This is a genomic window from Cobetia sp. 10Alg 146 (assembly GCF_029846385.1).
In the GTDB taxonomy this organism is placed as follows: domain Bacteria; phylum Pseudomonadota; class Gammaproteobacteria; order Pseudomonadales; family Halomonadaceae; genus Cobetia; species Cobetia marina.
Genome location: NZ_JARWKT010000009.1, coordinates 87,693 through 103,010, shown reverse-complemented (window position 1 = coordinate 103,010; position 15,318 = coordinate 87,693). Strand labels below are relative to the sequence as shown.

Annotated in this window: 13 protein-coding genes; 7 read left to right on the top strand and 6 right to left on the bottom strand. The window is 64.4% G+C overall.

Features of this window, described 5'->3' with window-relative positions; all coding sequences use genetic code 11:
- Positions 1-73: 73 nt before the first annotated feature.
- Both dusA and QD172_RS14985 read left to right on the top strand, forming a co-directional pair.
- Complete coding sequence (gene dusA, locus QD172_RS14990) at positions 74-1,081, top strand: tRNA dihydrouridine(20/20a) synthase DusA (RefSeq protein WP_279856178.1); 1,008 nt, start codon at positions 74-76, stop codon at positions 1,079-1,081.
- 468 nt (positions 1,082-1,549) lie between these two features.
- Positions 1,550-2,947, top strand: coding sequence for a peptide MFS transporter (locus QD172_RS14985; RefSeq protein WP_176493629.1), 1,398 nt, complete (start codon positions 1,550-1,552; stop codon positions 2,945-2,947).
- A 144-nt stretch (positions 2,948-3,091) separates the two neighbouring features.
- Here QD172_RS14985 and QD172_RS14980 read toward each other — a convergent pair whose 3' ends face one another.
- Positions 3,092-4,117 carry a succinylglutamate desuccinylase/aspartoacylase family protein gene (locus tag QD172_RS14980; protein ID WP_077379197.1) on the bottom strand — a complete coding sequence of 342 codons (1,026 nt, stop codon included), beginning with the start codon at positions 4,115-4,117 and terminating at the stop codon, positions 3,092-3,094.
- Positions 4,118-4,427: 310 nt separating this feature from the next.
- Between QD172_RS14980 and QD172_RS14975 the strand changes: the two genes are divergently transcribed.
- The 4 genes from QD172_RS14975 to QD172_RS14960 all read left to right on the top strand — a co-directional run bounded on the left by QD172_RS14975 (position 4,428) and on the right by QD172_RS14960 (position 6,873).
- Positions 4,428-5,198, top strand: coding sequence for a sulfite exporter TauE/SafE family protein (locus tag QD172_RS14975; protein WP_240499597.1), 771 nt, complete (start codon positions 4,428-4,430; stop codon positions 5,196-5,198).
- A gap of 100 nt (positions 5,199-5,298) precedes the next feature.
- On the top strand, positions 5,299-5,640 hold the full coding sequence (locus tag QD172_RS14970) for a DOPA 4,5-dioxygenase family protein (protein ID WP_279856177.1): 342 nt from the start codon (positions 5,299-5,301) through the stop codon (positions 5,638-5,640).
- A 73-nt stretch (positions 5,641-5,713) separates the two neighbouring features.
- On the top strand, positions 5,714-6,205 hold the full coding sequence (locus QD172_RS14965; protein ID WP_077379193.1) for a CreA family protein: 492 nt from the start codon (positions 5,714-5,716) through the stop codon (positions 6,203-6,205).
- Between the two features lie 176 nt (positions 6,206-6,381).
- Positions 6,382-6,873 carry a pyridoxamine 5'-phosphate oxidase family protein gene (locus QD172_RS14960; RefSeq protein WP_084209317.1) on the top strand — a complete coding sequence of 164 codons (492 nt, stop codon included), beginning with the start codon at positions 6,382-6,384 and terminating at the stop codon, positions 6,871-6,873.
- Between the two features lie 180 nt (positions 6,874-7,053).
- Here the strand turns inward: QD172_RS14960 and adhP are convergent, their stop codons facing one another.
- Complete coding sequence (adhP, locus tag QD172_RS14955; protein WP_279856176.1) at positions 7,054-8,082, bottom strand: alcohol dehydrogenase AdhP; 1,029 nt, start codon at positions 8,080-8,082, stop codon at positions 7,054-7,056.
- A gap of 270 nt (positions 8,083-8,352) precedes the next feature.
- Complete coding sequence (locus tag QD172_RS14950) at positions 8,353-9,873, bottom strand: aldehyde dehydrogenase (RefSeq protein WP_279856175.1); 1,521 nt, start codon at positions 9,871-9,873, stop codon at positions 8,353-8,355.
- 463 nt (positions 9,874-10,336) lie between these two features.
- On the opposite strand from QD172_RS14950, the gene QD172_RS14945 reads away from it, so the two are divergent.
- Positions 10,337-11,143, top strand: a complete 807-nt coding sequence (locus QD172_RS14945; RefSeq protein WP_279856174.1) for a response regulator transcription factor — start codon at positions 10,337-10,339, stop codon at positions 11,141-11,143.
- Between the two features lie 50 nt (positions 11,144-11,193).
- Here the strand turns inward: QD172_RS14945 and QD172_RS14940 are convergent, their stop codons facing one another.
- From QD172_RS14940 to nosP, 3 genes are all read right to left on the bottom strand, one after another.
- Complete coding sequence (locus QD172_RS14940; RefSeq protein WP_240704271.1) at positions 11,194-12,510, bottom strand: Nramp family divalent metal transporter; 1,317 nt, start codon at positions 12,508-12,510, stop codon at positions 11,194-11,196.
- Between the two features lie 174 nt (positions 12,511-12,684).
- Entirely contained in the window at positions 12,685-14,103 is a 1,419-nt protein-coding gene (locus QD172_RS14935) for a hybrid sensor histidine kinase/response regulator (protein WP_279856173.1), read from the bottom strand.
- Complete coding sequence (gene nosP, locus QD172_RS14930) at positions 14,093-15,283, bottom strand: nitric oxide-sensing protein NosP (protein ID WP_279856213.1); 1,191 nt, start codon at positions 15,281-15,283, stop codon at positions 14,093-14,095. Before nosP ends, QD172_RS14935 begins: the two co-directional genes overlap by 11 nt.
- Positions 15,284-15,318 lie beyond the last annotated feature (35 nt).

The window sequence follows — 15,318 nt, the reverse complement described above, 5'->3', positions numbered from 1 at the left end:
GCTTGTCTCGACAGCGCCTGCACCTGATGCTCCGTCCCCTGCTCCCACACCAGCCGATATGACTGCCATGCCGATGACACCGATTGACCGCACCTTCTCCGTCGCGCCGATGATGGAATGGACGACCCGTGACTACCGCGCCTTCGCGCGCGTGTTGAGCCGTCGTACGCTGCTGTACACGGAGATGGTGACCACCGGGGCATTGCTGTTCAATCCGGACCGCGCGCGCTTCCTCGGTCACGACGAGACGGAGCACCCGCTGGCGTTGCAGCTGGGTGGCAGTGACCCGCAGGCGCTGGCCGAGTGTGCGGCGATCGCCGAGAGCTGGGGCTATGACGAGGTGAACCTGAATGTGGGCTGCCCGAGCGATCGCGTGCAGAACAACATGATCGGTGCCTGTCTGATGGGCCATCCGGAGCTGGTGGCCAAATGCGTGGCGGCGATGCAGGCGCAGGTGAAGATTCCGGTGACGGTGAAGTGCCGCATCGGGATCGATGATCAGGATGAGGACGCCGATCTCGAGCGCTTCATCAGCACCGTGGCCGATGCCGGCTGCGAGACCTTCAGCGTGCATGCACGCAAGGCGTGGCTGCAGGGCCTGTCGCCGAAGGAGAACCGCGATGTGCCGCCGCTGAACTACGGCCGCGTGCACCGCCTCAAGCAGGCGCACCCGTCCTTGCATATCGGCATCAACGGCGGCCTCAAGCAGATGGGTGAGCTGCACGAGCAGCTGGAGCATGTCGACAGCGTGATGGTCGGCCGTGAGGCGTACCACAACCCCTGGTTGCTGGCGACGGTGGACAGCGAGCTGTACGGCGAGGCCGAGAATCCGCACACCAGCCGCCACGATGCGCTGCGTGCCTTCCGCCCCTACATCGAGAAGCGTCTCGCCGAGGGCGTGCGCCTCAATCACATCAGCCGCCATCTGCTGGGGCTGTTCCAGGGACAGCCGGGCGGACGCCAGTTCCGCCGCCATGTATCCGAGAACGCCCACAAGCCGGGCGCGGGCATCGAGGTGATCGATGACGCCATGGCGCGCGTGCCGGAGCACCAGCCCGAGACACAGGTCGAACAGGCCTGATCCGGCAGCCTCTGCCCCTTTCCTCAGGAACGCAGCATTTCCAGAAGACCGTCCACTGACACCCGGCCCATGTGCCGGGTGTCGTCGTTCTGGCATTCCCATGTTCTCGATGTCCCCAACGAGCCGTCGAGCCATCGATCCAGCGACCGGCAGCCCCTATCGGGAAAGGCGCGATGACAGAACATTCACAGATGCCGAAACATGCAACCCTGCGTCGCTATATAAGCTGATAACTCCTTTAATACCAATGACATGCATGACTTTCGTTTGATTGTCTGACAAGGGCGTCTCGCGCAGAATGACTGACCATGCGGACAACAACAGGTCACGTCATCGTCACGTCGTGCTGACGTGTTGACGGCCATACAACGGCTCCGTCACCGGCTTCCCCCACAGACCTGTGGACCGGTCCATGCAGTCCCCCATCACGGACTGCGCTGCTCATGCTGACACATCCTTCGAGGTTCCATGTCCACATCCTCCCCCTCCGGAGCCAACAGCCGTGAGCTGTTCGGGCACCCGGCCGGACTCTATCTGCTGTTCTCCACGGAACTGTGGGAACGCTTCTCCTACTACGCCATGCGCGCCCTGCTGGTGCTCTATCTCACCGATGCCGTCACCAGCGGCGGGCTGGGCTGGAATCAGGGCGATGCCCTGCAGCTGTATGGCATCTTCACGGGGCTGGTATACATCACGCCGATGTTCGGCGGCGCACTGGCGGACAACTGGCTGGGCGCACGCCGCGCGATTCTGATCGGGGGTCTGATCATGGCGGCCGGCCAGTTCGTGCTGGCCGTGCCACCGGACATGAGTGGTCTGGATGCCGAGATGCTGCTGTACGTCGGTCTCGGCCTGCTGATCGTCGGCAACGGCCTGTTCAAGCCCAACATCTCGACGATGGTCGGCGATCTCTATCCACAGGGCGATCACCGTCGTGATGGCGCCTTCACCATCTTCTACATGGGCATCAACCTCGGTGCGCTGCTGTCGGGTATCGTCGCGGGCTCCATGGCCGAAGGCTATGGCTGGAACGCCGGCTTCCTGGTGGCGGGTATCGGCATGCTGCTGGCGGTCGCCATCCAGCTGATCTTCGCGCCTCGCCATCTGGGCGAGCTCGGTGTGGAGCCCAGCGCCAGACGCGAGGCACGCCTGAGCAAGAGGAGCACCACCAGGACACCGCTGAGCCGCGAGGAGCGCGATCGCATCAAGGTCATCCTGGTGCTGGGTCTGTTCACCATCCTGTTCTGGGCCGGTTTCGAGCAGGGCGGCGGCCTGATGGCACTGTACGCGCAGGACTACACCGACCGCATGCTGATGGGCTTTGAAGTCCCGGCGGCCTGGTTCCAGTCGCTCAACCCGCTGTTCATCATCCTGCTCTCGCCACTGCTGGCGGGACTGTGGACACGCATGAATGATCGCGAGCCCAGCTCGCCGGTCAAGTTCGCCTTCGGCCTGATCGCCCTCGGCATCGGCTTCGTGTGCATGATCGGCGCGGTGCTGGAACAGAAAGCCGCGGGCAGCGCCTCGATGATGTGGCTGGTCGGTGCCTTCTTCTTCCACACCCTGGGCGAGCTGTGCCTGTCGCCGGTGGGCCTGTCGATGGTCACCAAGCTGTCGCCGGTTCGCATGGGCGCGCTGATGATGGGCGCCTGGTTCGCCTTCGTGGCACTGGCCAACTACCTGGCCGGGATGATCGGCTCGCTGGTCGGCGAAGCCGGCGCCATGAGCGTGTTCGGTGGCATCGCCATCACGGGCGTGCTCGGCGGCCTGCTGTTGCTGGTGTTCGCCGGCAAGCTGGTCGACTGGATGCACGGCGCGGAATCGCGTCATGACGGCCCGCTCGAGACCCAGACCAGCCACGGCTGATCTCGCAGTCGTCGTCATCTTCACTGCCGACGACGACACGACAGGCTGCTGCAACAACGCAAACGCCCCGCTCATTGAGCGGGGCGTTTGCGTTGTCACTACCAGCAACAGGGCCATAAAGTGGCCTGAAGTGAAACAAACCGCCTAGATGGAGTCCGGCACGAACAGCTGCTGGAAGTTGTCGACGGCGCTCTCGGCATCATCGATCGCATGGAAGCGCGCCACGTGATAGAGCGCCTCGCCCTCGTTGGCCAGCGGCAGATTGGCCATGCCGATGATGATGCCATCCGCCGGCGACAGCACCTCGCTTTCGCTGTTGCCGAAGGGGTCGGCGACGATGCCCAGCACCTGATGCTTCTCGACGCGGTCTCCCAGGCCCACGCGGCTCTGGACGATGCCATCGATGGAGGCGCGCGCCCAGCTGGAGCCGTTGGACATCTCCACCGCGCGGGAGCTGGGCTTGCGGTCGCGGTCCTTGGCCAGCATACCGATGGAGCGCATCACGCGCTTCACGCCGCTGACCCCCGGACGAATCGCCCACTCATCGAAGCGCAGCGCCTCGCCGGCCTCATAGGTGATGACCGGCACGCCACGGCCACTGGCATAGGCGCGCAGGCTGCCTTCACGCAGCTCGGCGTTCAGCAGTACCGGTGCACCGAAGGCATCCGCCATCTGGCGCGTGGCGTCGCTGCCGCTCATGGTGGCGCGAATCTGCGGCAGGTTGGTGCGGTGGATCGCGCCGGTGTGCAGGTCGATGATGTGGGTGGCCTGGTCGGCGATCTGCTCACGGAACAGCGCCGCCACCCGCGAGCCCAGCGAACCGCTCTCGCTGCCCGGGAAGCAGCGGTTGAGGTCCCGGCGGTCCGGCAGGTAGCGCGTGTGCTGCACGAAGCCGAAGACGTTGACGATGGGCACCGCGATCAAGGTGCCACGCAGACGCGCGAGGCTGGAACTCTTGAGCAGGCGACGCACGATCTCGACACCGTTGATCTCGTCGCCATGGATGGCACCGCACACCAGCAGCACCGGGCCGGGCTGACGGCCATGCACCACCTCGACGGGGATGTGCAACGGCGCGTGGGTGTAGAGCTTGGCGACAGGCACATCGACCTGGGCCCGCGTTCCCGGCGCGATGCGGGTACCGCTGATTTCAAATGGAGCGCGTGACATCGCCACCTCAGAGATTGTTCGACCAACGAGCGACAGGCGTCGTGACAGCTCCTGCCAGATCAGGCTGCTCGCCCAGTGTCTCGAAAGAAAACACTGTGCGACATGCGCCTTTTAGCGCATTGGTGCGTCAAGGGAAAGACTTCATTGCAGCGTGTCGGGATGAAGACCGGACGGAATTGTTCAACAATGGCATGACGCCGACGGCGTGACGACACCTGACCACGACATGGCGAGCACGATATGACGGGAGCGACATGGCGAGAATGACACGCCTCGGCCTCGTCCTGACTGCCACTGACAAGAGCTGCCCGTGACCGATCTTCTCGACTCTCTGCTGACCCTGCCCGATTACTCCGCCCTGGCCTGGAGCGTGATCGTCTTCTCGACCTACCTGACCGGCATCTCCAAGGGCGGCTTCGCCGGCGGGTTCGGCTCGCTTTCCGTGCCGCTGATGGCGCTCGCCATCGGTCCGCTGGAAGCGGCTGGCATCCTGCTGCCGCTGTTGATCGTGATGGACTTTCTCAGCGCTCGCGCCTGGTGGGGCAAGCAGCTGTGGTCGGAGGTGCGCATCATCCTGCCCAGCGCCGCCATCGGCATCGCGGTGGGCGTGGTGCTGTTCGATGAGCTGAACGAGAACATGATTCGTGGCTTGCTGGGCGTCATCTCGCTGCTGTTCGCCGCCTACATGCTGTTCAAGCCCACCGCGAGGAATCCGCTGCCGCGCTGGCTGGCCATTCCTGCCGGTGCCACGGCCGGCTTCACCAGTTTCTTCGCCCACGCCGGCGCCCCGCCCTACAACCTGTACATGATTCCGCGTCAGCATCCCAAGGAGACCTTCATCGCCACCACGGTGATCATCTTCGCAGGCATGAATCTGATGAAGCTGGGCCCCTACGTGGCGCTGGGCGAGGTCAACCTCACCAGTCTGTCCACCTCGCTGCTGCTGGTGCCGGTGGCCTGGGCAGGTGTCAGGAGCGGCCTGTGGCTGCAATCCCGCGTCAACGAGAAGCTGTTCTTCCGCCTGATCATCCTCGCGATGGCGCTGGTCGGCGTGCAGCTGATCTACAAGGCCTGGGGCTGATCTCCGCGCGCCATCACGCCTGGCGACCTCTGCCGCCAGCCAGCATGACCTTCTGGGCCATGCTTTCAGACAGACATTCGAGAATGATCGGGGCAACGTCATGACACCGCAGATCCACTACTACCACGCACATCTCTACTACACCGATGAGCAGAGCCTGGCCGCCGCTCGCGAGCTGGCGGCCCAGGCCGAGCAGCACTTCCCGCTGCGCGTCGGTCGCTTCCATGAGCAGCCGGTAGGCCCGCACCCGCTGTGGAGCTGTCAGCTGTCCTTCGCTCACGAAGACTTCGGGCGCATCATCCCGTGGCTGGCGCTCAATCGCGGCACGCTGGACATCTTCGTGCATGCCGGCACCGGTGATGATCTCTTCGATCACACCCAGGGCGTGATGTGGCTGGGCAGCTCCCACCCGCTGAATCTGCACGTCTTCGGCGATGAGTGAGGCTCGGACGTCGCCCGACACGCTATCATCGCCTTGCCGCCTTCGCCTTACCCACTGACTCAAGGATGACCCCATGACTCGACTGCGCCGCCTATCCCCTCGTGCCGCCCTGCTGGGCGTGATCGCCTCTGGCCTGCTGCTGGCCGGCTGTGACGACAATGAGGTCGGGGATGTCTCGCTGGGCCTGTTCACCACCAAGGACATCAAGATAGAGAGCCTGATCGACCCCAAGGTGCCGGGCGTGACCTGTCACCTGAGCAACATCGAGGCGAATCTCGATTTCTCCGATCCCTCCGACATGAGCATCGCCTGCCGCCAGACCGGCCCGATCACCCCGGCGATGCTCGCCGACATCGACACCTCCAAGAGTGGCGAGGAGGTCTATCGCAAGTCCAAGAGCGTGCTGCTCAAGAGCCTCAAGATCCGGCGTATTCTGGACCGTGACTCACAGAGCCTGCTCTACATCGCCTACAGCACCAAGGAAACCAGCGGCAGCTTCAAGCATGCGCTGAGCAGCGTGCCGCTATGGGGCAGCGAGGCCTGGCAGGCACCGGCAGCGCAGTGAGCCGCCCGGGCGCCTGAATCAAGCCCCGATTGATCAAGCGCTGATTCATCAAGTGCTGACTCATCAAGCGAAAGCTTCATCATCATCCCTTGAAGTTGTGGGGTGTCGCTCCAAGGTCTTGTTCAACGGCTAGCCAGCCGGATTTTCATTCGCATGAGGCAAAGGAGTGACACACGATGTCGAGCCCGGAGCACAAGCAGAAGATCTGGAAGCTGATCAAGGATGTGAAGGTCGGCATGTTGGTGACGCAGGGTGACGGCATGCCACATGCCCGCCCGATGCATCTGGTGCAGGATGACTACGACGGCACCCTGTGGTTCTTCACGCGAGCCAGTGCCGAGAAGGTGTTTGAAGCAAAGAAGGACAGCGAGGTCTGCCTGAGCTTTTCCGATCAGGATGATGGCGTCTATGTGTCGCTGAGCGGTCATGCCAATCTGCACCGCGATCAGGGCCTGATCGACAAGTTCTGGAATCCGTTCGTGGCCGCCTGGTTCCCGGAAGGCAAGGATGACCCCGATGTCACTCTGCTGGAGGTCAAGGTGCAATCCGGTGAGCACTGGAAGGCCAAGGAGAGCAAGGCGTATCAACTCTATGAGATTGCGCGCGCCAACCTCGACAAGGACCACACCCCGGACATGGGCGAGAACGAGAAATTCGGCACGGTATGAGCAGAAGCCCGAACTCGTCATGGAGAGCTCCTTGGAGTGACCGCGTGAGAGTTGACGCACACGGCCATGCCAGACACGACAACGCCAGCCCGAGGGCTGGCGTTGTCGTATCTGGAGTCCTGCCGATTCCTGAAGATCTGCCGTCGGTGGAGAGGGGTCAAGTTCAGGACAGTGAACGCCTCAGGCCTTCATGTCGAGCACGATGCGCCCCTCGATCTTGCCGTCGATCATGCGTCCGAAGATGTCGTTGATATCCTCGAGCCTGCCGGTCTGCACGGTGGCCGCGACCTTGCCTTCCGCGGCGAAGTCCAGCGCCTCCTGCAGGTCCTGACGCGTGCCGACGATGGAGCCACGCACCGTGATGCCGTTGAGCACCGTGGAGAAGATCGGCAGCGGGAAGTCACCCGGCGGCAGGCCGTTGAGCACCAGGGTACCGCCACGGCGTAGCATGTTCTGGGCCTGATCGAAGGCCTTGGGCGATACCGCCGTCACCAGTGCGCCGTGCGCGCCGCCGATCTCGCGCTTGATGACGGCTGCCGGATCTTCCTTCATGGCATTCACGGTCACGGTGGCCCCCAGACGGCGGGCCAGATCCAGCTTGGCATCATCCACGTCCACCGCCGCCACGTTCAGGCCCATGGCGCGGGCGTACTGCACCGCCATGTGACCCAACCCGCCGATCCCCGAGATCACCACCCACTGACCGGGACGGGTGTCGGTCATCTTGAGCCCCTTGTAGACCGTGACCCCGGCACACAGCACCGGCGCGATCTCCACGAAGCCCACGCTGTCCGGCAGACGCCCCACGTAGCCGGCATCCGCCAGCGTGTACTGGGCAAAGCCGCCATTCACCGAATAGCCGGTGTTCTGCTGGCTCTCGCACAGCGTCTCCCAACCGCCCAGACAGTGCTCGCAATGGCCACAGGCCGAGTAGAGCCAAGGCACCCCGACCCGGTCGCCTTCCTTGACGTGGGTTACACCCTCGCCCACCGCCGCGATGATGCCGACGCCCTCATGGCCGGGAATGAACGGCGGGTTGGGCTTCACCGGCCAGTCACCATGCGCGGCGTGCAGGTCGGTGTGACAGACCCCGGAGGCGGCGACCTCGACCAGAATCTCGCCACGCCCCGGTCGCGGTACCGCGACTTCCTCGATCACCAGCGGTGCACCGAATTCACGTACCACGGCGGCTTTCATGCTGTTATCCATGATGGACTCCTCATTCATTGTCGAAAGACGAACCTTGGAAAGGCGAGCCAGAGATCAGGCGGAGAGTGCGATCCCGTCCGGTCGTGAGCGAGGGCCAGTGTTCGCGCACGCCCCGGACCTGCCTCTTCATTGAAACCAGACGCGGTGCTCCCTGCCCTGCGCCAGATCAAGCAAGTCGGATCTGGCGCGGGCATCGAGAGGAATTCCTCGAGGAGGCATCGCGGGAGGTGGATTCAGCGCCACTAGCCTCGGTGGCGCTGACGGTCAGGCCTAGAAGAAGCCGAGCGGATTGATGTCGTAGCTGACCAGCAGGTTCTTGGTCTGCTGGTAGTGTTCCAGTGCCATCTTGTGGGTCTCGCGACCGACACCGGATTTCTTGTAGCCACCGAAGGCGGCATGGGCGGGATACTGGTGGTAGCAGTTGGTCCACACGCGACCGGCCTGGATACCGCGCCCCATGCGGAAGGCGACGTTCATGTCGCGACTCCAGACACCGGCGCCGAGACCGAATTCGGTATCATTGGCGATGGCCAGCGCCTCGGCCTCGTCACGGAAGGTGGTGACGGCGACCACCGGCCCGAAGATCTCCTCCTGGAAGACACGCATGGCGTTGTTGCCCTTCAGCAGGGTCGGCTGGATGTAATAGCCATTGGCCAGCTCGTTCTCCAGCTGCTCGCTGCTGCCGCCGGTGAGCACCTCGGCACCCTCCTCACGGGCGATATCCATGTAGGACATGATCTTGTCGAACTGCTCGCGGGAGGCCTGGGCGCCGACCTGCACGTCGGTATCCAGCGGATTGCCGCGCTTGATGGTCTTCACGCGCTCCATCACACGGGCCATGAAGTCGTCGTAGATGCTTTCCTGGATCAGGGCGCGTGACGGGCAGGTGCACACCTCGCCCTGATTGAAGAACGCCAGCACCAGCCCTTCGGCAGCCTTGTCGATGAACTCGGGCTCGGCATTCATGATGTCGGCGAAGTAGATGTTGGGGGACTTGCCGCCCAGCTCCACCGTGGAGGGAATGATGGTCTCCGCGGCGCACTTGAGGATGTGCGAGCCCACGGGGGTGGAGCCGGTGAAAGCGATCTTGGCGATGCGCTTGCTGGTCGCCAGTGCCTGTCCGGCCTCGGCGCCATAGCCGTTGACGATGTTGAGCACCCCTGCCGGCAGCAGGTCATTGATCAGCTCCGCCAGCACCAGGATTGAGGCCGGGGTCTGTTCCGCCGGCTTGAGCACCACGCAGTTGCCCGCCGCCAGCGCCGGGCCGAGCTTCCAGGCCGCCATCAGGATCGGGAAGTTCCACGGGATGATCTGTCCCACCACCCCCAGCGGCTCGTGGAAGTGATAGGAGACGGTATTGGCATCGATGTCCGCCGCGGTGCCTTCCTGGGAGCGCAGGCAACCGGCGAAGTAGCGGAAGTGATCCGCCGCCAGCGGGATATCGGCGTTCAGCGTCTCGCGCACCGCCTTGCCGTTGTCCCAGGTCTCGGCGACCGCCAGCATCTCGAGATTCTGCTCGATGCGATCCGCGATCCTGAGCAGGATGTTGGAACGCTCCTGCACCGAGGTCTTGCCCCAGGCGGGGGCTGCCTTGTGGGCGGCGTCCAGCGCGAGATCGATATCTTCCGCACTCGAGCGCGGGATACGGCAGAACACCTCGCCCGTCACCGGGCTGACATTGTCGAAATATTCCCCCTTGGCCGGCTCGACGAAACGCCCGCCGATGTAATTGCCGTAGGTGTCCTTGAACGTGACCAGCGCGTCGGCGCTGCCCGGGGAGGCGTAGATCATGGCGAACTCCTGTGGGTCGGATTCACGAGTGGCGCTCGTGATCGACGACCTGTTGTTGTAAGTCACGTGGACAGGAGATGGCGCTCCTGTCCCTCGCCTGACCGTCAACGACTGCATCAATGACTGCATCAATGACTGCATCAATGACTGCATCAAGAACTGCTTGATCAGGCGACCCTCACAGTCTTGTTCACTTGTGGCATTCGCGACATGCGCCCATGGGCGGAAACCGTCTCATCCCTTGGGAGGAGAAAAGGGAGAGACCCGGCAGGCAAGAAAGATGGGACAGGAAGACAGAGGAAGAAAGGAAAGACAGGCCATACCGCGAAGGCCGCAAGGCACGACACCACGCCATGACGTTATGCTCAGGGTAGCTATTGTCAGCAAGGTCATGATCAGGAAAGCCATGGCCTGGAACGTCATGACCAGAACATCGCCCGCCAACGACCGGCCAGGAGCCTTCATGTACCGTCTGCTGATCGCGGATGACCATCCGCTGTTCCGTGATGCCATCAGTCGTACCCTGAATCTGGCCGTCGCTGACGGCTCTACGCCAGAATACGAGCTGCTGCAGGCCGCCAGTCTCGAGGAAGCGCTCAGCGTGATCGCTCATCATGCTGACAGTCTCGACCTGCTGCTGCTGGATCTCGACCTGCCCGACAGCCACGACCTGGAAGGCCTGGCGCGCCTGCGCGAGGAGGCAGACTGGCTGCCGGTGGCGATTCTCTCCGCCCACGAGGCGCGCGAGACGGTACTCGAGGCATTGGCGCTCGGTGCGGTGGGGTATCTGTCCAAGTCGAGTTCGGCGCAGACCCTGCGCGATGCCCTCGCACGCATGCTGGCCGGGGAGGTCTACGTGCCTGCCCAGTTGATGCGCGCTGCGCCGCGTCCAGCGCCGCTCTCAGCATCATCTGCATCTGCATCATCGGCACCAGCATCATCGGTACCAGTGCCACCGCCAGCGCCCCAACTGGCGCCGAGCCTCAGCGATGCTGAATTCGCGCGGCGCTGGCAGACCCTCACCACCAAGCAGCGCGGCGTGCTGGAACGCATGGTGCTGGGCGAGTCCAACAAGATGATCGCCTGGCAGCTGGGCGTGGCGGAGACCACCGTCAAGTCGCATGTCTCCGCCATCCTGCACAAGCTGGGGGTCGCCAGCCGGGTACAGGCGATCCTGCTGGCCAGCCATGCCCTGCCTGCCGTGTCAGGCCCGAGTGAGGCCTCTGCCGCCCCACGACGCGAAACGCCCCGATCCAGCGCTCACGAATGAGGCGCGAACCGGGGCGTTGCCCATCAGGTGTCGGGACAGAGTGACTCGCCCTACATCAGCTCCCCGACCAGCACATAGCCATTGAGCAGGATGATGATCAAGGCGACCAGCATGCCGATGGCCGTCACCCAGTGACGATTGACCAGGTCCCCCATCAGGCGGCGATTGGCGGTGAACATCAACAGCGGCACCAGCGCGAAGGGAATCCCGAAGCTGAGTACCACCTGGCTTGCGACCAGCACCTGCTGCTCCGGCAGCCCCATCAGGATGATGGCGATGGCCGGTGCCATGGTGATCACGCGACGCAGCCACAGCGGAATGCGGAAGTTGACGAAGCCCTGCATCACCACCTGCCCGGACAGGGTGCCGACGATGGACGAGGACAGCCCCGCCAGCAGCAGCGTGAAGCCGAAGATCAGGCTCGCGGCATTCTGGCCCATCAGCGGCGACAGCAGCTTGTAGCTCTCGGTGATGGAAGCCACGCCGGTCTCGCCATTGCCATGGAAGACCTTGGCGGCCAGCACCAGCATCGCCATGTTGATCAGCCCCGCCAGCGCCATGCCGATGATCACATCGAGACGGTAGTAGCCCATCACGCGACGGCGCTGACCGCTGTCGCGCACCCGGATGCGGTTCTGGGACAGCGCGGAATGCAGGTAGATGACGTGGGGCATCACGGTGGCGCCCAGGATACCGGCCGCCAGGAAGATGGCATGGCTATCCGGGAAACCTGGTGTCAGCAGGCCGTAGATGATCGGCTCCACCGGCGGACGACTGAGGATGATCTCGAGCAGGAATCCCGCCGACACCGCCAGAATCATCGCCCCGATGATCATTTCCATCATGCGGAAGCCGTAGCGCTGCATCACCAGCACCGCGTAGGTGATGGCACCGGTCAACAGCGCCCCTTCCAGCATGCTGAGCCCGAACAGCAGATTGAAGGCCAGCGCCGCGCCGAGAAACTCGGCCAGATCGGTGGCGATGGCCACGATCTCCGCCTGCACCCAGAAGGCCCAGACCACCGGACGCGGGAAGCGCTCACGGATGACTTCCGCCAGATTCTTGCCGGTGGCCAGCCCCAGCCGGGCGGACAGGGTCTGGATCAACATCGCCATCAGGTTGGCCCACAGCACCACCCACAGCAGGGTATAGCCATAGCGGGAGCCGGCCTCGATGTTGGTCGCGAAGTTGCCGGGGTCGATGTAGGCGACGGCGGCGATCATCGCCGGGCCGAGAAACGGCAGCGCGCGACGCAGGCGTCCCGCAAGGGACAGAGGGGATGCGGTGCGCACACCGCCGGCAGCAGAGGCTTCACCTTCACTGCCCAGCGACATGCTGGCGGCATGACGTACGGATTTATCGGACATGATATTCAGCATGGGGGGGAAACCTGCCAGATCAATGGCCCGCGAACAGAGAAAGGGGATGCGGGATGTCATGACACGAGCATACATGCTAAATACGATTAGTTCTCATTAAAATTCAGCGCGGTAGCTGATAGTCTCCTTCAATCCCTCCTGCCTCTTCCTTCCCCGCGAAGGCTAACGACAATGGAGCAACAGCTGGCGCAGGCGCAGCGGCTTGACCGGCTTGAGCAGGAACCCGAAGCCGAGCGCGCGTGCCCTGGCCTTGAGCGGCGCCGAATGGTCCGCGCTGATCACCACCACCGGCAAGTCTGGCCAACGCTTGCGCAGGCGTTGTGCCTGCGCCAGACCATCGGGCTGCCCATCACCCAGCTGATGATCGACGATCAACACCTCCGGCGGCGCGGCCAGCGCCTGCTGCAACAGCACCTCGGCGGTATCGGCGCAGTGGACACTCGCGCCCCAGCCCTCGAGCAATGACTGCATGCCGGCACACACCTCCCGATCATCCTCGACCACCCAGATAACGGTATCGAGCAGCGGCTGCGCGAGCGGTGACGCGCAAGGCTGGCCGGGAGAAGGCGCGTCAGCCGCCGGGCCCATCACATTGGCAGGCTGTCGAATCGGCACGCGCACCGCGAAGGCGGCACCTCGCCCCGGCGTGCTGGCCAACGACAGGGGGTGCTCCAGCAGGCCGGTGATGCGCTTGACGATCGCCAGTCCCAGCCCGAGGCCGCGCTGCTCGTTGTCCTGGCGCGGTGCGAGACGCCGGAATTCCTGGAAGACCACCTCGCGCTGATGCTCGGCGATGCCGGGGCCGTTGTCGGCCACGGTGATCTCCAGCCAGTCACCGCGCCGGCGACACCCCAGCAGCACCCGCCCGCGCGTCGAGCCATCCGGCACATGGCGCAGGGCATTGCTCAGGAAATTGCGTATCACGCGCGCCAGCAGCTGCAGGTCCGACTCGACACTCAGGTGACTGGCCACGTAGTGCAACTCCAGCCCACGGGCAGCGCCCAGTTGACGATATTCCTCGGCGAGCACATCCAGCAGCTCACGCACCGGGAAGGTGGCGACATCGGCCGTCAGCACGCCGGCATCCAGCCGCGAGATGTCCACCAGCGTGCCCAGCAGGCTCTCGACATCGGCCAGCGAGCGCCCCAGCCGCGCCACCAGCTCGGCAGGCGTGGGGTCATCAAGTGCCAGCCTCGCCAGTTGCTCTTCCAGGGCGCTTGCGAACAATCGGGCGGCATTCAGGGGTTGCAGCAGATCATGACTGATGGCGGCGAGAAAGCGCGTCTTGGAGTGGTTGGCCGCCTCGGAGGCGGCCTTGGCGGCGGTCAGACGTCGATTGAGTGCCCCCAGTTCATCGAGGGTGCGGTGCAGGGTGTCGGTACGCTCGCGCACCTGATCCGCCAGCAGGACGGCGTGCTCGAAGGCGGCGTAGGGCGCGCTCGGTGAAGGGCTGCTGGATTCGACCCGCTCGATCAGGGCGGCGTTGATCTTCTCCAGCTGGCGATTGCGCGCCTTGAGGGCGGCGAGTTCAGCGCTCAGGCCGTCCTTTCGGGAATCTGTCAGCGGCGTATCAGGCGCCATCCTGTCCTCCCGTGCCATCGGCCGCGAGACGGCGCTGGCCGATCACCACGCCGGTGAAGGTCTGGTTGATGTGCATGCCGTGATGCTGCTCACCGTAGGTATTGAAGCCGATCACCCGGTGATGCCTGAGCAGACGCGAGGCCTCTGCCTCCAGCCCCAGCGCCTCGATCTCCATGCGCCGCAGGAAGCAGTCACAGCCGATGGTCAGCGCGGGCGGCCCCAGACGCGCCTCCACCTCGGTCAGCCGCTGCTCGAGCTGCGCGAGAATCGGCGTGGCCTGCATGGCAGTGAGCACGATGCCGGTCTCCACCGCGCAGTAGAAGCTCAGGCTGGCATCGGCATTCACGCGCTGGATGGAGCGCACGTAATGCGCCTCACCGATGCGCACCGCCAGCGGGCAGCGCGCGAAGACCGCCTCCTCCAGCGCCTCGGAGGCGACACCTGCCAGCCGCGCATACTCCTCGGCGGCGGGCTCGGCATTCAGCTCCAGCACGCGGCGTGAATCGCGGTCCACCGCCGTCACCACCAGCTTGTCGGCCAGCGGTGTGAGGTGGTGCGTACTGATGACCTCGAACGGCAGCCGCGTATTGACCACCACCACGACCGCCGCCTGATCATGGAAGACCCCGTCGGCGTAGACATAGGTATGCGCCAACCGGTTGTCGTCCCCGGCGGAGCCACCGAAGGCGGGAATGCTGCCCAGCGCTGCATCCAGCGTCGCCAGTACCTGCTCCTCGCTGCTCGAGAGGCCGTCGAGCAGCGTCAGCGCGAAGCTGTTGCCCATCACCGGCGCCACGGCCTGCTCGCGACAGCGCGACAGCAGCTCATCACTCAGCGCCTGGGCACGCGGAAGGTCGAAACCGCTCAGATCATCGATCAACACCTGCGCCAGCGCGAAGTCGCTGCGCGCCAGGCCGATGGCGGTGATGGAGCCGCGCGCATAGCCCTCGGGCGTGATCTCGCCGGCGGTGGTACAGCCACTCACCGCTACCTCACCGAAGGCATCGGCCAGCGCCTGACCCAGTGCCGGGAGGGGGTAATCCGCCGAGCAGAAGAACAGCACCCCGCCGAGCCGCTGGCGGCCACCGAGCGAGTCATCAAGCTTTCGGGCCAGCTCGGCCACCGCCGCCTGCGGGTCCTTGAGCTGGCTGGCCGCCGTGGCCAGCGGTACGGCAATCATCTCGCTCTGTGGCTGCGGCCTTCCCTTCACGCGAC